Consider the following 18910-nt stretch of genomic DNA (forward strand, 5'->3'; position numbering starts at 1 on the left):
CGGGGAATTGGGATGACGGTACGGCGTGCAATCCTTGGAATGGTTCTTTCGCTCGTGGCGCTGACGATAGGCGCGTTGATTGAGCCTGCGCATGCAAAGGGGCCTTACGGCTCCATCTCCGTCGCCGGATGGTCAGGCGGTGCCTACACCGACGACAAGACCGGACGGTTCACGAGCTGCATCGCGAGCGCGAGCTACCAGAGCGGCATCACGTTCGGTGTGCTTGCAACGCCGACATATGGTTGGGCTCTCGCCTTCATCCATCCGGGCTGGGCGCTATCCCCCGGGCAAAAGTTTCCGATCGTTCTGAGCTTTGACGGAAAGGCGTCGTACAATGTCGAAGGCGCGGTCTGGACGGCCAACATGGTCGCCGTGCCAATGCCGAACGACTCCACCCTGATCAAGGCGTTCCGCGCCGCGCGGACGATGTCGGCCTTCGCGCAGGGCAACCTGTTCCAGTTCAATCTGAACGGCACGGCCGTGCTGATGCCCACGCTTGCCAATTGTGTGCGCGTGATCAACGCCGGCGGGCTGGCCGCCGCGACCAATTTCAACGCTCAGCCGGCGGCGGCGTCAGTGCAGCGTCCGGCGGCGCCGCAGGCCGCGGCTGCGCCGACGGCCAGCGCGCCGCCACAGCGGATGTCGGAGGACTCTCCCGAGCTGCAATTGGAAGCGATGCAGATCGCCTCCAACTTCATCCTCAAGGCCTCGCTGTCGCATCCGGCCATTCTGGGCGGAGGCGAGCGGCCGGTGTGGCTGACTTCGGGCGGGGTCGCCTGGAAGGCGGACAACGCCACCGGCTTCGTTCGCATCGTGCCGCCGCAGCGCAATGTCGACGGCCTGGAAGTCGCAGCCACGATCATCGGCAACGATGCGCGCGACTGCAAGGGCAAGTTCATCTCGGCGCGCAACAGCGAGCTGGTCGACAGCGCCGTCGTGTTCCGCGGCATGTCCTCCTGCGAGGACAGCGAGAAGTCGGATATCGCCGAGTACTTCATCTTCCCGCGCAAGACCGGCGGCTTCGTGCTGTTTTCGGTCGTCACGCCCACCAAGCCGGTCGGTGGCGGCGGTGGCCAGCAGCTGCAGACGCGCGAGGAAGCCAACGCCAATTTCCGCAAGGCGGCCTACACGTCGATCGGCAAGTAGGCCACTTCCATTCGCGGAGCCGTCAGCGGCTCACCCGCGCACCCGCTTGGGGCGCCTGATCGCGCGCACCTTGCCGCTGTCGCCGCCGCCGCAATACAGCGTCTCGCCTCCGTCGGATTCCATGCCGGAGACGCCGGTGCCGGCGGGCATGTCGAGCTGGTCGAGCACCTCGCCGGTCTCGGGATCGATGCGCCTGATGTCGCTGACGTCGTCTTCCCAGGTGCCGTGCCAGAGCTCGCCATCGACCCAGGTGACGCCGGTGACGAAGCGCGTGCACGGGATGCTGCGCAGGATCTCTCCGGTCGCAGGGTCGATCTGGTGGATCTTGCGATCGCGATAGGCGCCGACCCAGAGCGACCCCTCGGCCCAGGCGAGCCCGGAGTCGCCGCCGCCCGAGGGCGCCGGGATCGTCGCGAGCACGCGGCCATTCTCGGGATCGACCTTGTGAATGCGATCTTCCGCGATCTGATAGAGGTGCCGGCCGTCGAACGCCGTGCCGGCGTGAGAGGGGAGATCGAGCGACTTCCGCACCGTGCCGTCGGCCGGATCGAACGCCTTGATGCTGCTGCCGGTCGCGATCCACACCTGCCGGCCGTCATAGCTGACGCCGTTGACGCGCCCGGCGTCGTCGAAGGGGCCGTACTCGTGAATGATCTCTGCGGCTGCTCGTGTCATGCCTGCCATCCTCTGCTTCCGATGGACCCACGCTAGTCGAGCGACGACCACGCCGGGAGTAACAACGCAGTCGCGAATTCCGGCACGACCGGGCAGGTCCAGCGTTGCGCGCGGCCGCGGCCGAACGACTGCACCTTGCTCGATGATGCGAGCTCATCGAGGGCACGCTGCACCGTCCGCTGGCTCGCGCCCAGCGCCAGCGCAAGGGCGGAGCTCGACCATGCCTCACCGTCGGCGAGGCAAGCAAGCACCGTGGCATTCTCGTCCTCGACCGGCTGTGCCAGTACGACGACGTCGTGATCGCGACGCGGCACCAGGGCAAAGCCGTCTCGCGTGGCATTGATCTCGGCCAAGCCATGGAGCAGCTGGCGCAACCGTCCGATCTCGACGCGCAGGCGGGCGCGGTGCGACTCGTCGGCTTCCTTGCCGTGGAATGCGTGCGCGATCAGCGCGGCCCGCGGCACACCATCGGGGACCCCCTCGGCCAGCCGCCGGGCGAGTGCAAACAGCACCGGCCGCCGCGCCAGCGGCACGATCCGGCTCCCCTGACGTACCGCCAATCGGCAGGCATCGACGATCAGCCGGTCCGACCGGAACAGCGCCTCGACATCGTCGAGCTGTAGCAGTCGCTGCTCGCCGCGCAGGATCATCCGCGCCGCCGGTGCCGACAGAGCCGACGAGGCCCGCTCGATCTCCGCCTGAAGCTCCGGGATGCGGGCCTGCCGCGCCGACCGCGTCGCGCGTTCGAGCGCCGATCGCGCGGTCTTTGTTTGCAGCCGGCGCAAGGCCAGGCCGGCTACGATCAGCTCGTAGATCGTGCGGGCCGCCGGCAGCAGCGGCGAGGGATCGAGCTCGGCGAGGCCTCGCTCGGCGTCATCGAGCTGCCCGACCAGGACCATGCGGCGGATCTCGAGGCTGCGCGCATAGGCGGCATTGGCGCGGTCGCCGTGCTGCTCCAGCGTTTCACGCGCCGCCGCGAGCGACTTCGTCGGCCAGCCGAGATCGCGCGCCGCGAGCGCGATCTCGGCCTCTGCGACGGCGCAGCGGGCGCGGGCCAGCACGGCCCTGGGCCCAAAGCTTCGCGCGGCCTGCCGCAGCAGCGCCTTCGCACGCCCGAAATCGCCAAGCCGCGCCATCGCAATACCGCGCAACGCCAGCGCCGGCGGATCATCGCGCAATGCGACGCGGTTCAATGCGCCGAGCGGGTCGCCGGCGGCGAGCGCCTGCGCCGCCGCCGAGATCAGCGAGTCCATGCAAATCCCGCCATACTTGTCACTCCCGGTCGCTCTCCTGCCGATCCTAGTCTGAGCTGCGGTCAACACGCAAAAAGGATGACGACCATGACCATGCATATCACCGGAACGCGCGAAGATTGGTTGAAGGCCCGGCTCGACCTGCTGCAAGCCGAGAAGGAACTCACTCGCCGCAGCGACGAGCTGGCGGAGCGCCGTCAGGCCATGCCATGGGTGCGCGTCGACAAGGCCTATCGCTTTGACACCGAAGACGGGCCGGCGACGCTGCCCGACCTGTTCAAGGGCCGCTCGCAGCTGCTCGTCTATCACTTCATGTTCGGCCCCGACTTCCAGGCCGGCTGCCCATCCTGCTCGATGATTGCCGACGGCTTCAACGGCTTCCAGGTCCATCTCGCCAATCACGACGTGATGCTGTGGGCGGTGTCACGCGCGCCGCTGGCGAAGCTGAAGGCCTACAAGGCGCGGATGGGATGGTCCTTCCCATGGGCGTCATCGGCGAGCAGCGACTTCAATTTCGACTTCAACGTCGCGATCACCGAGGAGCAGCAGCGCCAGGGCGGCAGCGAGTACAATTATCGCACCAGTCCTCCGCTCGGGACATCGGACGTGCCGGCGATGGTGGCGGAGATTGCCGCGGGCGCCGGGACCGACGGCGCCACGTTCATGCGCGATCGTCCGGGCATGAGCGCCTTCGTCCTCGAGGATGGGGACGTCTATCACACCTATTCGAGCTATGCCCGCGGCCTCGACGGCCTGTGGGGTGCCTATCAATGGCTCGACCGTGCGCCCAAGGGACGCAACGAGCAGGGCGTCTGGTGGCGCCGCCGCGACGAATACGGCAAGCGCTGACGACGGAGCGGAGCCATGGCGTTCTTCCCGATCAGGATGCGCGCGATGCCCGGCATCGCCACTGGTCTCCGCTACGCGGCGGCGCCGACCTTCGCGCTGATGGCGGTGCTGAACGCCATGGCCCGTGACGGCCGTTCAGACGTGATCTGCTCGGCCATGCCGGCGGGCGCACCGCTCGGCGACATGACCGTGATGTACCTCCTGATGAGCGCGTTTCATCTGGTGCCGTGGTTGAGGCGCATGGGGCGGGGCATCACGGGTGCGCGGTCCGACGACGTTCGCGTGCGGCAGCCTAGGAGTTAATTGTCGAGCAGCTTTGCTCGCGGAGAGAGACCCCTCACCCGAGCGGGCCTGCAGAGGGGCCGGCGATGCCCTCTCCCACAAGGGGCGAGGGCACTGTACCGCGCAGTCTTGCCGTGGCGATTTTGGAAGGATACAGCTCGCGATTTCAAGTCAGTACGGTGCCCGTTACTGCGCCTTCTCCCCTTGTGGGAGAGGGCATGTAGGACAGCGCGACAATCTCACTCGGGTGAGGGGCATGTCTCTGCATCCATCACCGAAAATTGAGAGCGTTCAGCCGAACCAACGCATAGCCGACGAAGAGAGCTCACGCCTCCGCCGCGACCTTCAGCGCCTCGGCGCGGATCTCCTCGACCAGCCGCTCCTTGAGCGCGACGAACTCCGGCGAGGTCTTGATCTTGTAGGAGCGGGGATGCGGCAGCTCGATCTTGATGTCGGCCTTGATGCGGCCCGGGCGGGCGCTCATCACCAGCACGCGGCTGCCAAGGAAGATCGCCTCCTCGATATCGTGGGTGACGAACAGCACCGTCTTCTGGTCGCGCTCCCAGATGCCGAGCAGCATCTCCTGCATCAGCACGCGGGTCTGGTTGTCGAGCGCGCCGAACGGCTCGTCGAGCAGCAGGATTTTGGGATCATTGGCGAGCGCCCGCGCGATCGCGCAGCGCTGCTGCATGCCGCCGGAGAGCTGCTTGGGCCAATGGTTCTCGAAACCCTTCAGGCCGATCTGCTGGATGAAGCGGTCGGCGACGGCGTTGCGCTTGTCCTCAGGCACGCCGCGCTCGCGCAGGCCGAAGGCGATGTTCTCACGCACGGTGAGCCAGGGAAACAGCGTGTAGGACTGGAACACCATGCCGCGGTCAGCGCCGGGTCCGGTCACCTCGCGGCCGTCGAGCAGCACCTTGCCGCTCGTCGGATGATCGAGCCCGGCGACGATGCGCAGCAGGGTCGACTTGCCGCAGCCGGAGGGGCCGAGGATGGTGACGAAATCGTTGTTGCCGATGGTGAGCGCGACCGGCTCCAGCGCGCGCGTCGGCGCGTGGCCCTGGCGGGCCGGGAACGTGCGTGAGACCTTGTCGATGACGAGCGTGGTCATGCGAGCTTCCACGGGAACAGCCAGGCGTTGAATGCCTTGAACAGGAAATCCGAGATCAGCCCGATCAGGCCGATGATGATGATGCCGAAGATGATCTGTCCGGTGTTGAGCAGCGCCTGGCTGTCGGTGATCATGTGGCCGATGCCGGAGGACGAGCCGATCAGTTCGGCGACGATGACATAGGTCCAGGCCCAGCCGAGCACGAGCCGCAGGATCTCGGCAATCTCAGGCGCAGCCGACGGCAGCAGCACGCGCGCGATGATGCCGCGATCGCCGGCGCCGAGCGTGTAGGCGGCTTCGACGAGGTCGCGCCGTGTGTTGCCGACGGTGACGGTGATCATCAGGATGATCTGGAACACCGAGCCGATGAAGATGATCAGCAGCTTCTGCAACTCGCCGATGCCGGCCCACAGGATCAGGAGCGGGATGAAAGCGGAGGCGGGCAGATAACGCGCGAACGAGACGAACGGCTCGAGGAACGCCTCGATCGGCTTGTAGGCACCCATCAGGAGGCCGAGCGGAACGGCGATGATGGCCGCGAGCACGAAACCGCCGACGACGCGCCAGACGGTCATGCCGATGTCGGTGAGGAAGCCGAACTTGACCAGCAGGTCCCAGCCCTCGCGCAGCATGGTCAAGGGATCTGCCAGGAACGTCTTCGGCACATAGCCGCCAACCGTCGCCAGCGACCACGCCGCGACGAACACGACGAAGAAGGCAAGGCCGAGCGCGGTTCTCGATCTGGCGCTGACGGGTTCGAGAGGTCGGATCACGGATCGGGCTTTCGTGTTGGGTGCGGCTCGCGAGGGGGTGGGCCGCTCATGTTGAGTTGGCTTCGGAATACGCTGCTCAATATCGGGCAGGATGCCTCAACACCGTCATTGCGAGGAGCGAAGCGACGAAGCAATCCAGAGTCTCACGCTGGGCCCTGGATTGCTTCGCTTCGCTCGCAATGACGGATCGTGCGGGGCACGCTTCAGCGCCTACTTGATGAAGCTCGCATCATACAGATCCTCGATCTTCGGGATCTGCTTGATGATGCCGACCTCGAGCAGGAGCTCGGCCGCGTCCTTGTTGAAGGTCTTGAACTCCGTTTCAAAGAACTTCTGGCTCGCGGCCTTGTCCTGCCAGCGCAGATACTTCGCGGAGTTGCCGAACTGCTCAGCCGTCTGCTTCACGTCGGCACCCATGATCTCATAGGCCTTGGCCTGGTCCTTGGCGATCATGTCCAACGCCTCGAAATAGCTGTCGGCGAGCGCCTTGGCGGCCTTCGGATTCTCGGACAGGAACTTCGGTGTGCAGCCGAAGGTGTCCATCACCATCGGATAATCCAGGGTGGTGGCGATGATCTTGCCCTTGTCAGGGGCAGCTCGGACGGTCGACAGATACGGCTCGTAGGTCATCGCCGCATCGTTCTGGCCGGAGACGAAGGCCTGCGCAGCGGCGGCCGGCTCCAGGTTCACGATGGTGACGTCCTTCACCGTGAGGCCGTTCTTCTTGAGCATCCAGGCCAGCCCGAAATAGGGCGAGGTGCCGGGCGCGGATGCTGCGACGGTCTTGCCCTTGAGGTCCTTGATGGAGGCGATGTCGTTGCGCACGGCCATGCCGTCGGCGCCGTAGCTCTTGTCGAGCTGGAAGATCTGCTTGGTGGCGACGCCGTTGGCGTTCCAGGAGATCCAGGTCTCGACCGTGGTCGCCGCGCACTGCACGTCTCCAGCGGCGATGGCGAGGTGGCGATCCTTCTGCGGGATCTTCTTGATGGTGACGTCGAGGCCGTTCTTCTTGAAGATGCCGGCTTCCTTCGCCAAGGTCAGCGGCGCAAAACCGGTCCAGCCGGAAATGCCGATACCGACCTTGACGTCGTCGGCATAGGCGGTCGTCGAGGCCAGGAGCGCGGCAGTTACTGCGAGTAGCCCAAATCTGCGCATCGTCATCGTCCTTTGCTGTGAGAAGAAAGCCCTTCGTGCGGCTCGCAGCCGTGATGGCTGCGATCTCCGCTCATCTCTGCAAGCGTGCTTGCAAATCCCATGCTCAGTTCGGGCGCGGGTGAGCTGTCTCATTCGCTGCCCCTGAACCGCGCCACGAGGCGATGCTGCTCGCCGGGATAGATCAGCCTGACAGCCGTGAGCGGCTGCCCCTTGCGCCAGGTGTGGCGCTCGATCACGAGGCAGGGTGCGCCGACCGCGATGTCGAGGCCTTCGGCGATTGCGTCGTCGGCGACGATGGCGCTGATCGCGTGCTCCGCCTCGGTCCAGGGCACGTGATGCAGCAGCCAGGAGCCCGGTGGATCGATCTTGAAATTGGCCTTCGCGGCATCGGGTACGGCGTCGAGATCGATCAGCCGGTCCTCGATCGCGAACGGGACGTTGTCGGCGCTGTGCCGGCAGCGGATCGCGATGACCTTGCACGGTGTCTTGACGCCGAGGCGCTCACGATCGGCGGCGTTGGCGGTGCGGCGCGTCGATGAGATCAGTTCATAGCCATAGGCGCGGCCGAGCGCGCTGATCTCGGCGCGGATGTCCGGGATCTTCAGCACCGCCGACAGGAACTGCGGACGCCGCACGAACGTTCCGGCACGGCGACGCCGCTCGATCAGGTCGGCCTGGGCGAGCTCCGATAGTGCCTTGTTCACGGTCATGCGTGAGCAGCCGTAATGCTCCATGATCTCGTGCTCGAACGGGATGCGGTGGCCGGGCGGCCATTCGCCGGTGAGGATGCGGCGCTCGATGTCCTGCCGGATCGTCTTGTAGAGCGTGCCGGCTCCCGGCTTGGCGCTGTCATCGGCGAGGCTCATGCGAGCAGCCTCCGCACCGCCGTGTTAAAGCCGCGCCTTGCCGCCTCGCGCGACCGATGATGGCCTCCCTGCACGACCTTGGCGCCGCCGGCCCAGACACAATCGATGGCGCCGTGCGACGTCGCGAAGATCCAGCCGTCGAGCAGCGCATCGCGCGTTCGCCCTGCGAGCGACGGATGCGACAGATCGAGCGTGAGGATGTCGGCGCGGCCGCCGACCTGCAGGCCGGCGAGCGGTTGCGCCAGCGCCTGTGCGCCGCCAGCAAGAGCGGCATCCAAGAGCGTGCGGCCTGTCGACGCATCCGGACCTGACGTCAGCACGTTGCGCTCACGATGCGTCAGCCGCTGGCCGTATTCGAGCTGGCGCAACTCGTCGCTCACGCCGACCAGCACGTTCGAGTCGGTCCCGACGCCGATGCGCCCACGCGCGCGCAGATAGTCGCGCGCCGGGAAGATGCCGTCGCCGAGGCTGGCTTCGGTGACCGGACAAAGGCCGGCCGTCGCGCCGCTCCTCGCAAGCGCCGCGGTTTCGTCCGCCGTCATATGCGTCGCGTGGATCAGGCACCAGCGGTCATCGACGTCGTGGTGATCGAGCAGCCATTGCACCGGGCGCTGGCCGGACCAGGCGAGGCAGTCCTCGACCTCCTTCACCTGTTCGGCGGCGTGAATGTGGATCGGGCCACCCTCGGCGAGCGGCAGCAGCGCGGCCAGTTCATCCGGCGCGACCGCCCGCAGGCTGTGTGGCGCGATGCCGAGATTGGCGCCATGAAGCGAGCTGATCGCCTTGCGGGAGGCCGTCAGCAGTTTGGCGAACTGATCGATATCGCAGATGAAGCGCCGCTGGCCGTCATGCGGCGCCGCGCCGCCAAAGCCGCCATGCGCGTAGAAGCTCGGTAGCAGGGTCAGGCCGATGCCGGATGTCTGGGCCGCCGCGGCGATGCGCCCCGCCATCTCGGAGACATCGGCGTAAGGCGTACCGTCGCGATCGTGGTGCAGATAATGGAATTCACCGACCCGCGTGAAGCCGCGCTCCAGCATCTCGACATAGAGCAGGACCGCGACCGCCTCGACATCCTCGGGGCGCATCGACAGGGCGAAACGGTACATCGTCTCGCGCCAGGTCCAGAACGTATCCGTCGAGTGGCCGCTGATCTCGGCAAGCCCGGCCATGCCGCGCTGGAACGCGTGGCTGTGCAGGCTGGCGATGCCGGGGATCGCGACCTCATGTTGCTCGTCGTCGGAGGTCGGAGGCACGCCGGCGGATACCGACTCGATTGCGCCATTGCTGATGACGACCTGCACGTCCTCGGCCCACCCCCTGGGCAGAAGCGCGGATGCGAAGTGCAGTGACGCCATGATCGATAAGCCCGCTGGACAGGACGGCGGAGCTAAGTTTATGTATAGACATATCGCCCGTCAAGCTTTCGTGAAGGGGGAGGCAGCATGGCCCAGCGTTTCGACCGGATCTGGCAGAATGCGCGGCTCGCGACCTTGTGCGAGGGGCAGCCGGGCCTCGGCGTGATCGAGCAGGGCGTGATCGCTGCGCGCGATGGCCGCATCGCCTTTGCCGGTCCGCAATCGGAGTTTCCGGCAGATGGAGATGCGCCCGAGCGCATCGATTGCGAGGGACGCTGGATCACGCCGGGTCTCGTCGACTGCCACACCCATCTTGTCTTTGGAGGCGACCGTGCGCACGAGTTCGAGCTGCGGCTCGCCGGCGCGAGCTATGAGGAGATCGCGCGTGCCGGCGGTGGCATCGTGTCCACCGTCGCGGCGACGCGCGCCGCCAGCGAACAGGAATTGATCGCCCGCGCGCTGCCGCGGCTCGATGCGCTACTCGCCGAAGGCGTCACGACGATCGAGATCAAATCCGGCTATGGCCTGGAGGCCGCGTCAGAGCTGCGACAATTGTCCGCAGCCCGCGCGCTCGGCAGCCAGCGGCCGGTCAGCGTGCGCACCAGCTTTCTCGGCGCGCATGCGTTGCCGGTCGAAGCCGGTGGCGACAAGGACCGCTACATCGACCTCGTCTGCAACGAGATGCTGCCGGCGGTTGCCAGGTCAGGCCTCGCCGATGCGGTCGACGCGTTCATGGAAAATATCGCTTTCTCCGCTGCGCAGACATCGCGCGTGTTCGCGGCGGCCAAGGCGCTCGGCCTGCGGGTCAAGCTGCATGCCGATCAGTTGTCGAACCTCGGCGGCGCCGCGCTCGCGGCCGAGTTCGGCGCGCTGTCCGCCGATCATCTCGAGCATACCGACGAAGCGGGTGCTGTTGCGATGGCGCGGAGCGGCACGGTGGCGGTGCTCCTGCCTGGCGCGTTCTACTTCATCCGCGAGACGCAGAAGCCGCCGGTCGAGCTGTTTCGCAAGCACGGCGTAAAGCTCGCGCTGGCGACCGACTGCAATCCGGGCTCGTCGCCGCTGACCTCGTTGCTGCTGACCATGAACATGGCGGCGACCTTGTTCCGGATGAAGGTCGATGAATGCATCGCCGGCGTCACGCGCGAAGGCGCCCGGGCCTTGGGCTTGCTGGCCGAGACCGGCACGCTGGAGGCCGGCAAGTGGTGCGATCTTGCGATCTGGGACATCGGCCGTCCCGCGGAGTTGGTCTACCGCATGGGCTTCAACCCGCTGCACCGGCGCGTGTGGAGGGGCCAATGAGCACGATCGTCGCAGAGCCCGGCCACGTCAGCCTCGATGATCTCGTGCGCGTCTACGCAGGCGCGTTGCTCACGCTGGATCCGGCGTATTGGCCGCGTTTCGAAGCGGCAGCAGGGATTGTGGCGAAGGCGGCGCAGGGCGCCGAGCCGGTCTATGGCATCAACACCGGCTTCGGAAAGCTGGCTTCCAAGCGCATCCCGCCTGACCAGACGGCCCAGCTCCAGCGCAATCTCATTCTCTCGCATTGCTGCGGCGTCGGCCCCGCGACGCCTGAGCCGGTGGTGCGGCTGATGATGGCGTTGAAGATCATCTCGCTCGGCCGCGGCGCCTCTGGCGTGCGCTGTGAGATCATCGAACAGTTGCAGGCGATGCTGGCGCGCGGCGTATCGCCCTTTGTGCCGCAGCAGGGCTCGGTCGGCGCCTCCGGCGATCTCGCGCCGCTCGCGCATATGACCGCCGTCATGATCGGCGAAGGCCAGGCCTTCGTCGACGGCCGGCTCGTGCCGGGCCGCGAGGCGCTGGCGCGCGCCGGCCTCACGCCGGTTACGCTCGGGCCGAAGGAAGGGCTGGCGCTGATCAACGGCACGCAGTTCTCGACGGCCTATGCGCTCGCCGGTCTGTTCCGCGCGCATGATCTGCTCAACGCTGCCCTGGTGACGGGCGCACTGTCGGTCGATGCGGCGATGGCTTCGACGGCGCCGTTCCGGCCCGAAATTCAGGCGCTGCGCGGTCATCCCGGCCAGATCGCAGCCGGCCGCGTGCTCACCGAACTGCTCGACGGCAGCGCCATCCGGCTGTCGCATCTGGAAGGGGACGAGCGCGTGCAGGATCCGTATTGCCTGCGATGCCAGCCGCAGGTCGCCGGCGCGGCACTCGATCTGCTGACACAGGCCGCGCGCACGCTGGTCACCGAGGCCAATGCCGTCACCGACAATCCGCTGGTGCTGGCCGACACCGGCGAGATCATCTCCGGTGGCAATTTTCACGCCGAGCCGGTGGCGTTTGCCGCCGACCAGATCGCGCTGGCATTGTCCGAGCTCGGCGCGATCAGCGAGCGGCGCATCGCGACGCTGGTCGATCCCGCGCTGAACTTCGGCCTGCCGCCGTTCCTGACGCCGGAGCCGGGCCTGAACTCCGGCTTCATGATCGCCGAGGTGACGGCCGCGGCGCTGTTCGCCGAAAACAAGCAGCGCGCGCTGCCGTGCTCGATCGACTCGACGCCGACCAGCGCCAACCAGGAAGACCACGTCTCGATGGCTGCACATGCGGCGCGCCGGTTGTACGACATGGCCGACAATCTCGCTGCTATCATCGGCATCGAGCTGCTCGTCGCCGCCCAAGGCATCGAGCTGCGAGCGCCGCACGGCACCAGCGCGGCGCTGTCTGCTGTCATTGCCGCGCTTCGCGCGCATGTGCCGGCGCTGGTGCACGACCGCTACATGGCCGACGATCTCGCCAATGCGGCCGCGCTCGTCGGTGGCGGTGTGCTGGCCACGGTTGCAACGCATGCACTCGGACGCGATCCGTTTCCCAAGCTTGGATGAGAGGGACCCATGAACCGACGCCTGGACAACGAACGGGTGATCCGCGCTCCCCGTGGCAGCGACATCAGCGCCAAGAGCTGGCTCACCGAAGCGCCCTTGCGCATGCTGATGAACAATCTCGATCCTGATGTGGCGGAGAAGCCGAGCGAACTGATCGTCTATGGCGGCATCGGCCGCGCCGCGCGCGACTGGGACAGCTTTGATCGCATCGTCGCCTCCTTGCGCAAGCTCGAGGCGGACCAGACGCTGGTCGTGCAGTCGGGCAAGCCGGTCGGCATCTTCCGCACCCATCCGGATGCGCCGCGCGTCTTGATCGCCAACTCCAACATCGTGCCGCATTGGGCGACGCTCGATCACTTCAATGCGCTCGATAGAATGGGCCTGATGATGTACGGCCAGATGACGGCCGGCTCCTGGATCTATATCGGCAGCCAGGGCATCGTGCAGGGCACCTACGAGACATTCGTCGAAGTCGGCCGCCGTCACTACAACGGTGATCTCTCCGGCAAGTGGATTCTGACCGCGGGCCTCGGCGGCATGGGCGGCGCGCAGCCGCTTGCGGCGACCATGGCTGGCGCCTCGATGCTCGCCGTCGAATGCCAGCCGAGCCGCATCGAGATGCGGCTGCGCACCGGCTATCTCGATCGCCAGGCCACGACGCTCGACGAGGCGCTGGCGCTGATGGCCGACGCCGCGACGACCAAGAAGGCGGTGTCGGTCGGCCTGCTCGGCAATGCCGCCGAGATCTTCCCCGAGCTCGTGCGTCGTGGCGTGCGGCCGGATATCGTCACCGACCAGACCAGCGCGCATGATCCGATCAACGGCTATCTGCCGAAGGGCTGGACTCTCGCAGAGTGGGAAGCCAAGCGTGCTTCGGAGCCGAAGGCGGTCGAGCAGGCGTCGAAGACGTCGATGGTCGGCCACGTCCAGGCCATGCTCGATTTCCACGCCATGGGCATCCCGACGCTCGACTACGGCAACAACATCCGCCAGATGGCGAAGGACATGGGCCTCGCCAATGCCTTCGACTTCCCGGGTTTCGTGCCGGCCTATATTCGCCCGTTGTTCTGCCGCGGCGTCGGCCCGTTCCGCTGGGCGGCGCTGTCCGGCGATCCCGAGGATATCTACAAGACTGACGCCAAGGTGAAGGAGCTGCTGCCCGACAACAAGCACCTGCACAACTGGCTCGACATGGCGAGGCAGCGCATCAAGTTCCAGGGCCTGCCGGCGCGGATCTGCTGGGTCGGCCTCGGCGATCGCCATCGCCTTGGGCTTGCCTTCAACGAGATGGTCGCCCGCGGCGAAGTGAAGGCGCCGATCGTGATCGGCCGTGACCATCTCGATTCCGGCTCGGTGGCGAGCCCGAACCGCGAGACCGAGGCGATGAAGGATGGCTCGGACGCAGTGTCGGACTGGCCGCTGCTCAACGCACTGCTCAATTGTGCGAGCGGCGCCACATGGGTGTCGTTGCATCATGGCGGCGGCGTCGGCATCGGCTATTCGCAGCATGCCGGCATGGTGATCGTCGCCGACGGCACGGCGGACGCTGCGCGGCGGCTGGAACGCGTGCTGTGGAACGACCCGGCGACCGGCGTGATGCGCCACGCCGATGCCGGCTATGAGGACGCCATCGCCTGCGCCGAGGCCAATGGTCTCGATCTGCCGAGCCTCGTCCGTTAAGCGCTGATGGGTTGAAGAGCGGCCCCTGATTGTGGTCTCATGCTGGCAACGCGGCGGGAACGCGTCGCGGCGCAGGGGACGCTCATGGGAATCGCCTTTCCGTTCTCGGCCATCGTCGGCCAGGACGAGATGAAGCTGGCGCTGATGATCGCTGCTGTCGATCCCAAGGTCGGTGGCGTGCTGGCCTTTGGCGATCGCGGCGCCGGAAAATCCACCGCGGTGCGGGCGCTCGCCGCGCTCTTGCCGCCGATGAGCGCCGTGATCGGCTGTCCCTATCAATGCGATCCGGCCGACGTCGCCGCGCAATGCGCCGCGTGTCGCGCGCGCTCCAAGCCGAGCGGCAAGACAAAGAAGCCGGCGGCGTTGAAGGCGCACCAGGTGCCGGTTCCGGTCATCGACCTGCCGCTCGGCGCCACCGAGGACCGCGTCGTCGGCGCGCTCGATCTCGAGCGTGCGCTGGCTCATGGCGAGAAATCATTCGAGCCGGGGCTGCTTGCTCGCGCCAATCGCGGCTTTCTCTATATAGACGAGGTCAATCTGCTGGAGGATCATCTCGTCGATCTCCTGCTCGACGTCGCCGCGTCAGGCGAGAACGTGGTCGAGCGCGACGGTCTCAGCATCCGCCATCCCGCCCGCATCGTGCTGGTCGGCACCGGCAATCCGGAGGAGGGCGAGTTGCGGCCGCAATTGCTCGATCGCTTTGGCCTATCGGTCGAGGTCAAGACGCCCAATGATCTGCCGACGCGCATCGAGGTGGTCAAGCGGCGCGATGCCTTCGAGACCGATCCCACCGCCTTCGTTGCACATTGGGAGAAGGAGGAGGCGAAGCAGCGCAAGCGTATCCTCGCGGGCCGTGAGCACATCGGAGCGGTCAAGGTCGCCGATCGTGAGCTCGAGCAGGCCGCACGCCTCTGCATGGCGCTCGGCACCGATGGCCTGCGTGGCGAACTCACCTTGATGCGGGCGGCGCGCGCGGTAGCGGCGCTGGAGGGCGCAAAGGCGGTCGATGACCGCCATCTGAAGACGGTCGCGCCGATGGCGTTGCGGCACCGTCTCAGGCGCAATCCGCTCGATGATTCCGGCTCGTCGGTGCGGGTCGAGCGCGCGCTCGACGAGCTGTTCGCGCCGTGAGCGATGGCGCCGCGATCTGGGCCGATGCGATGATCGCGGCCGCTCTGGCCGCGATCGACCCGTCCGCGTCGGTGCTGCTGCGTGCGGGCGCAGGTCCGGTGCGCGAGCAGTGGCTGGAGCTGTTGCACGAGCTGATGCCGCCGTCGACACCCTTGCGCAAGCTGCCGCCGTCGATCTCGGACGATCGCCTGCTTGGCGGCCTCGATCTCGCCGCGACGTTGCAGGCGGGGCGGCCGGTGCTGCAACGTGGGCTGCTCGCCGATGCCGATGGCGGCGGGCTGATCGCCGTGATGGCCGAGCGCATGTCGCGGTCGACGGTCGCACATCTCTGTGTTGCCGTCGACACCGGGGCTATCAGCATCGAGCGCGATGGCATGTCGCTGCGCGCACCGGCTCGGCTCGGACTGATTGCGCTCGACGAGGGCATCGGTGATGAGCGCGTGTCGCCTGCCTTGGCCGACCGCCTGGCCTGCCATCTCGATCTCAGCAAAGTTGCGCGCGTCGATCTCGGCGAGAGCCTGTTCAAATCGTCCGACATCGCAGCAGCGCGTGCGCTGCTGCCGCGGGTCCGTTCGTCGGACGAGGCGGTCGCGGCGCTGACGATGACGGCCGGCGCGCTCGGCATCGACTCGCTGCGCGCGCCGCTGCTCGCCTGTCGCGTCGCGCGCATCGCAGCGGCCCTTGATGGCGAGGTCGAAGTCGCCGAAGCGCACATCGCCTGCGCCGCGCGGCTGGTGCTGGCGCCGCGCGCCACCCGGCTGCCCGCAGCAGATGACGAGACTGAGAACAGCGAGGCGCCGGAGCCCGAGAATGAGTCGGCCGAGAGTGAGGACGACGACCGCAGCGAGGACGGTCCGCTCGAGGATCGCGTGGTCGAAGCGGCGCAGGCGGCCGTCCCAGCCGACCTGCTGAAGCGGCTGCAGGAGGAACGCGCGACCCGCGTCCGCAGCAGCAGCGTCAGCAAGCAGGGCGCTGCTCAGAAGGTGCCGAAGCGCGGCCGTCCGATCGGCGCGCGTCGCGGCGAATGGCGCGCCGGCGCGCGGCTCAACGTGCTCGAGACCTTGCGCGCGGCAGCGCCGTGGCAGCCGCTGCGGCGGCGGACGCAACATTCCGGCAAGAGCGGCCGGCTGATCGTGCACAAGGACGACATTCGGATCACCCGCTTCAAGCAGCGCTCGGGCACCACGACCATCTTCGTCGTCGATGCTTCCGGCTCCTCGGCCTTGCAGCGGCTTGCGGAAGTGAAGGGCGCCGTCGAGCTGCTGCTGGCCGAATGCTACATTCGCCGCGACGAGGTCGCGCTGATCGCGTTCCGCGGCAGGGGCGCCGAGCTGCTGCTGCCGCCGACGCGCTCGCTGACGCGCGCCAAGCGCAGCCTCGCGGCGCTGCCCGGCGGCGGCGGCACGCCGCTGTCGGCAGCGATCTTCGCCGCAACCGAGCTCGCGCTCGCCGTGAAGGCCAAGGGCCAGACGCCGACGATCGTTTTGATGACCGACGGCCGGGCGAATGTCGCGCGCGATGGCGGCGGCCGCAGCGAGGCCGAGGCGGAGGCGCTGGTGGCCGCACGGCAGCTCGCGCTGACCGGCATTCCGGTCGTGCTGGTCGATTCCTCGCCGCGCCCGCAGGACAAGGCCGCGCAGCTCGCCGGTGCGATGCAGGCGCGTTACGTCGCGCTGCCTCATGCCGATGCCGTACGGTTGTCGCAGGCCGTTATGGCGCAAGCCGGCCGCGGCTGATTGCGGTGGAACCCCCGGCGTCAAGCTGCGTTCCCAACGGCGACTGACAAGAGGATCGGTCATCGCTATGCTCACCCACTCGTATGGCAGCGCTTGCCTGCCGTCGCCCGATATCGTCACACAGGAGCACGCCATGCAGGTCGCCTCGACTACACAGAGTGATCATGCGGCTGACACGCGCGCTGTGACGATGCCGCCGCCGCTTGCAGCGCCAAGCTTCGAACTCGCCGATCTGCGTACGGGCCGCATCACCTGCTATGGCGACGGCCCCGCCGCCCCGGCGGAGCAGCGGCCGCTGCTCTTGATTCACAGCGTCAACGCCGCGGCGACGGCCTACGAGATGAAGCCGCTGTTCGAGCACTACCGCCAGACGCGTCCGGTCTATGCGCTCGACCTGCCGGGCTTCGGCCTGTCGGACCGCGCCGACCGCATCTATACGCCGCGCATCATGACCGATGCGATTCTGCTCGCCACGAACGAAATTCGCCGCCGTCATGGCGACGTCGCGATCGACGCCATCGCGTTGTCGCTCGGCTGCGAGTTCGCCGCGCGCGCCGGCACCGAGGCGCCGAACCTGTTTCGCACCTTGGCGCTGCTCAGCCCGACCGGCTTCGATCGCCGCGCCGAGGCCGCGGCCGAGTCGGCGGGCACCAAGGACACGACCCGCGCCATGCCGTGGGTCCGCAACATCCTCAACGTCCCGCTGTGGAAGCACGGCTTCTTCACCCTGCTGACCTCGCGCGCCAGCATTCGTTTTTTCCTGCAGAAGACCTTCGGCCGCAAGGACATCGACGAGGGCCTGCTGGAGTATGACTACATCACGACCCATCAGCCCGGCGCCGAGAACGCGCCGTATTCCTTCGTCTCCGGCTATCTGTTCAGCACCAATGCCCTGAAGCTCTACCAGGCACTGGCGATGCCGGTCTGGATGGTGCATGGCGTGCGCGGCGATTTCGTCGACTATCACGGCAAGCACGCCGTCGAGGCTCTGCCCAACTGGCAGATCGAGGTGATGCAGACCGGCGCGATGCCGCATTTCGAACAGCTTGATAAAGTCGTCGCCAGCTACGATGATTTCCTGACGCGCGCGGCCGATCGTTGACGATGCCGGCGGCGTCCAACCGCGTGGGCCGGCATGAGCGACAAGCCGAACTGGAGCGTCGACGGCAGCGACTGGCCCAACCGCGCAGCCAGCCGCTTCGTCGAGGCCGCGGGCCTGCGCTGGCATGTTCAGATCATGGGCGAGGGGCCCGTTGCGCTGCTCGCCCATGGCACGGGAGCCGCGACCCATTCCTGGCGCGATCTCGCGCCGCTGCTCGCCAGGCACTTCACCGTCGTCGCGCCGGATCTCTCCGGCCACGGCTTCACCTCCACGCCGCATGGGCGGCGGCTGTCGCTCGACGGCATGTCGCGCGATCTCGCTGGCCTCTGCGAGAAGCTTGCGATCGCGCCTGAAATCGCGATCGGCCATTCCGCGGGCGCGGCGATCCTGACGCGCATGACGCTCGACAATCTCATCAGGCCGAAGCTGATCGTCAGCCTCAATGGCGCCTATCTGCCGTTCGGCGGCGCGGCCGCGCAGTTCCTGTCGCCGCTCGCCAAGATGATGGCGCTCAATCCGCTGGTGCCGCGGCTGTTCGCCTGGCGGGGCCGCGATCCGGCGGCGGTGCATCGGCTGCTGAAGGGCACGGGCTCGACGATCGACGCGACAGGCGAGCGGCTGTATCGGCGGCTGGTCGGCAGCCCCGGCCATGTCGGCGCCGCGCTCGAGATGATGGCGAACTGGGACCTGCATCCGCTTGGGCGCGAGCTGCCGCGGTTGAAGACCGCGCTGCTTCTGGTCGCGGCCGCGAATGACCGCGCCATCCCGCCAGACGTCGCGCGTCGCGTCCAGCGATTGGTGCCCCAGGCGCAGCTCGAACTCATTGATGGCCTTGGTCATTTGGCCCATGAGGAGCAGCCGGCCAGGATCGTGGGCCTGATCGTCAACGCCGCCGAGCGCGCGGGCGTCCTTGCAGCGCAGCAGGAAGCGTCCAGTTAAATTGACATTTT

Annotated in this window: 17 protein-coding genes; 10 read left to right on the forward strand and 7 right to left on the reverse strand. The window is 67.2% G+C overall.

Annotated elements, in window-relative coordinates:
- Positions 1 to 12 precede the first annotated feature (12 nt).
- Complete coding sequence (locus QW887_RS06505) at positions 13 to 1146, forward strand: hypothetical protein (protein ID WP_315714273.1); 1134 nt, start codon at positions 13 to 15, stop codon at positions 1144 to 1146.
- A 30-nt stretch (positions 1147 to 1176) separates the two neighbouring features.
- Here the strand turns inward: QW887_RS06505 and QW887_RS06510 are convergent, their stop codons facing one another.
- Entirely contained in the window at positions 1177 to 1821 is a 645-nt protein-coding gene (locus QW887_RS06510; protein WP_315714274.1) for a PQQ-binding-like beta-propeller repeat protein, read from the reverse strand.
- 32 nt (positions 1822 to 1853) lie between these two features.
- Complete coding sequence (locus tag QW887_RS06515; protein ID WP_315714276.1) at positions 1854 to 3074, reverse strand: helix-turn-helix domain-containing protein; 1221 nt, start codon at positions 3072 to 3074, stop codon at positions 1854 to 1856.
- An 87-nt stretch (positions 3075 to 3161) separates the two neighbouring features.
- Between QW887_RS06515 and QW887_RS06520 the strand changes: the two genes are divergently transcribed.
- Positions 3162 to 3923, forward strand: a complete 762-nt coding sequence (locus QW887_RS06520; protein WP_315714278.1) for a DUF899 domain-containing protein — start codon at positions 3162 to 3164, stop codon at positions 3921 to 3923.
- A gap of 15 nt (positions 3924 to 3938) precedes the next feature.
- On the forward strand, positions 3939 to 4226 hold the full coding sequence (locus tag QW887_RS06525) for a hypothetical protein (protein ID WP_315714280.1): 288 nt from the start codon (positions 3939 to 3941) through the stop codon (positions 4224 to 4226).
- Between the two features lie 304 nt (positions 4227 to 4530).
- Here QW887_RS06525 and QW887_RS06530 read toward each other — a convergent pair whose 3' ends face one another.
- The 5 genes from QW887_RS06530 to QW887_RS06550 all read right to left on the reverse strand — a co-directional run bounded on the left by QW887_RS06530 (position 4531) and on the right by QW887_RS06550 (position 9465).
- The gene (locus QW887_RS06530) at positions 4531 to 5316 is read right to left on the reverse strand and encodes an ABC transporter ATP-binding protein (RefSeq protein ID WP_315714281.1); all 786 of its coding nucleotides are present in this window, start codon (positions 5314 to 5316) and stop codon (positions 4531 to 4533) included.
- On the reverse strand, positions 5313 to 6086 hold the full coding sequence (locus tag QW887_RS06535) for an ABC transporter permease (RefSeq protein ID WP_315714394.1): 774 nt from the start codon (positions 6084 to 6086) through the stop codon (positions 5313 to 5315). The genes QW887_RS06530 and QW887_RS06535 overlap by 4 nt, the downstream gene beginning before the upstream one ends.
- Positions 6087 to 6299: 213 nt before the next feature.
- The gene (locus QW887_RS06540; RefSeq protein ID WP_315714283.1) at positions 6300 to 7244 is read right to left on the reverse strand and encodes an ABC transporter substrate-binding protein; all 945 of its coding nucleotides are present in this window, start codon (positions 7242 to 7244) and stop codon (positions 6300 to 6302) included.
- Positions 7245 to 7372: 128 nt separating this feature from the next.
- Positions 7373 to 8110, reverse strand: a complete 738-nt coding sequence (gene hutC / locus QW887_RS06545; protein WP_315714284.1) for a histidine utilization repressor — start codon at positions 8108 to 8110, stop codon at positions 7373 to 7375.
- The gene (locus QW887_RS06550) at positions 8107 to 9465 is read right to left on the reverse strand and encodes a formimidoylglutamate deiminase (protein ID WP_315714285.1); all 1359 of its coding nucleotides are present in this window, start codon (positions 9463 to 9465) and stop codon (positions 8107 to 8109) included. The genes hutC and QW887_RS06550 overlap by 4 nt, the downstream gene beginning before the upstream one ends.
- An 87-nt stretch (positions 9466 to 9552) precedes the next feature.
- On the opposite strand from QW887_RS06550, the gene hutI reads away from it, so the two are divergent.
- From hutI to bchO, 7 genes are all read left to right on the forward strand, one after another.
- Positions 9553 to 10767, forward strand: coding sequence for an imidazolonepropionase (hutI, locus tag QW887_RS06555; protein ID WP_316194280.1), 1215 nt, complete (start codon positions 9553 to 9555; stop codon positions 10765 to 10767).
- A complete protein-coding gene (gene hutH, locus QW887_RS06560; RefSeq protein ID WP_315714287.1) occupies positions 10764 to 12311 on the forward strand; it encodes a histidine ammonia-lyase in 1548 nt (515 codons plus the stop codon). The genes hutI and hutH overlap by 4 nt, the downstream gene beginning before the upstream one ends.
- 9 nt (positions 12312 to 12320) lie before the next feature.
- A complete protein-coding gene (gene hutU / locus QW887_RS06565) occupies positions 12321 to 13991 on the forward strand; it encodes a urocanate hydratase (RefSeq protein ID WP_316194281.1) in 1671 nt (556 codons plus the stop codon).
- A gap of 84 nt (positions 13992 to 14075) precedes the next feature.
- A complete protein-coding gene (gene bchI, locus QW887_RS06570; RefSeq protein WP_315714289.1) occupies positions 14076 to 15122 on the forward strand; it encodes a magnesium chelatase ATPase subunit I in 1047 nt (348 codons plus the stop codon).
- Positions 15119 to 16858 (forward strand): magnesium chelatase subunit D, encoded by a 1740-nt coding sequence (locus tag QW887_RS06575; RefSeq protein ID WP_315714290.1) that lies wholly within the window; start codon positions 15119 to 15121, stop codon positions 16856 to 16858. Before bchI ends, QW887_RS06575 begins: the two co-directional genes overlap by 4 nt.
- Positions 16859 to 16991: 133 nt before the next feature.
- Positions 16992 to 17960, forward strand: coding sequence for an alpha/beta hydrolase (locus QW887_RS06580; protein WP_315714291.1), 969 nt, complete (start codon positions 16992 to 16994; stop codon positions 17958 to 17960).
- A 33-nt stretch (positions 17961 to 17993) separates the two neighbouring features.
- Positions 17994 to 18899, forward strand: coding sequence for an alpha/beta fold hydrolase BchO (gene bchO / locus QW887_RS06585; protein WP_315750163.1), 906 nt, complete (start codon positions 17994 to 17996; stop codon positions 18897 to 18899).
- Positions 18900 to 18910 lie beyond the last annotated feature (11 nt).

Origin of the sequence: Bradyrhizobium sp. SZCCHNRI3052 (genome assembly GCF_032484895.1) — a bacterium.
GTDB lineage: Bacteria > Pseudomonadota > Alphaproteobacteria > Rhizobiales > Xanthobacteraceae > Bradyrhizobium.

Coding starts and splice junctions, on each gene's coding strand:
- QW887_RS06505 (WP_315714273.1), top strand. CDS start 13: ATGACGGTACGGCGTGCAATCCTTGGAATGGTTCTTTCGCTCGTGGCG.
- QW887_RS06510 (WP_315714274.1), bottom strand. CDS start 1,821: ATGACACGAGCAGCCGCAGAGATCATTCACGAGTACGGCCCCTTCGAC.
- QW887_RS06515 (WP_315714276.1), bottom strand. CDS start 3,074: ATGGACTCGCTGATCTCGGCGGCGGCGCAGGCGCTCGCCGCCGGCGAC.
- QW887_RS06520 (WP_315714278.1), top strand. CDS start 3,162: ATGACCATGCATATCACCGGAACGCGCGAAGATTGGTTGAAGGCCCGG.
- QW887_RS06525 (WP_315714280.1), top strand. CDS start 3,939: ATGGCGTTCTTCCCGATCAGGATGCGCGCGATGCCCGGCATCGCCACT.
- QW887_RS06530 (WP_315714281.1), bottom strand. CDS start 5,316: ATGACCACGCTCGTCATCGACAAGGTCTCACGCACGTTCCCGGCCCGC.
- QW887_RS06540 (WP_315714283.1), bottom strand. CDS start 7,244: ATGCGCAGATTTGGGCTACTCGCAGTAACTGCCGCGCTCCTGGCCTCG.
- hutC (WP_315714284.1), bottom strand. CDS start 8,110: ATGAGCCTCGCCGATGACAGCGCCAAGCCGGGAGCCGGCACGCTCTAC.
- QW887_RS06550 (WP_315714285.1), bottom strand. CDS start 9,465: ATGGCGTCACTGCACTTCGCATCCGCGCTTCTGCCCAGGGGGTGGGCC.
- hutI (WP_316194280.1), top strand. CDS start 9,553: ATGGCCCAGCGTTTCGACCGGATCTGGCAGAATGCGCGGCTCGCGACC.
- hutH (WP_315714287.1), top strand. CDS start 10,764: ATGAGCACGATCGTCGCAGAGCCCGGCCACGTCAGCCTCGATGATCTC.
- hutU (WP_316194281.1), top strand. CDS start 12,321: ATGAACCGACGCCTGGACAACGAACGGGTGATCCGCGCTCCCCGTGGC.
- bchI (WP_315714289.1), top strand. CDS start 14,076: ATGGGAATCGCCTTTCCGTTCTCGGCCATCGTCGGCCAGGACGAGATG.
- QW887_RS06580 (WP_315714291.1), top strand. CDS start 16,992: ATGCAGGTCGCCTCGACTACACAGAGTGATCATGCGGCTGACACGCGC.
- bchO (WP_315750163.1), top strand. CDS start 17,994: ATGAGCGACAAGCCGAACTGGAGCGTCGACGGCAGCGACTGGCCCAAC.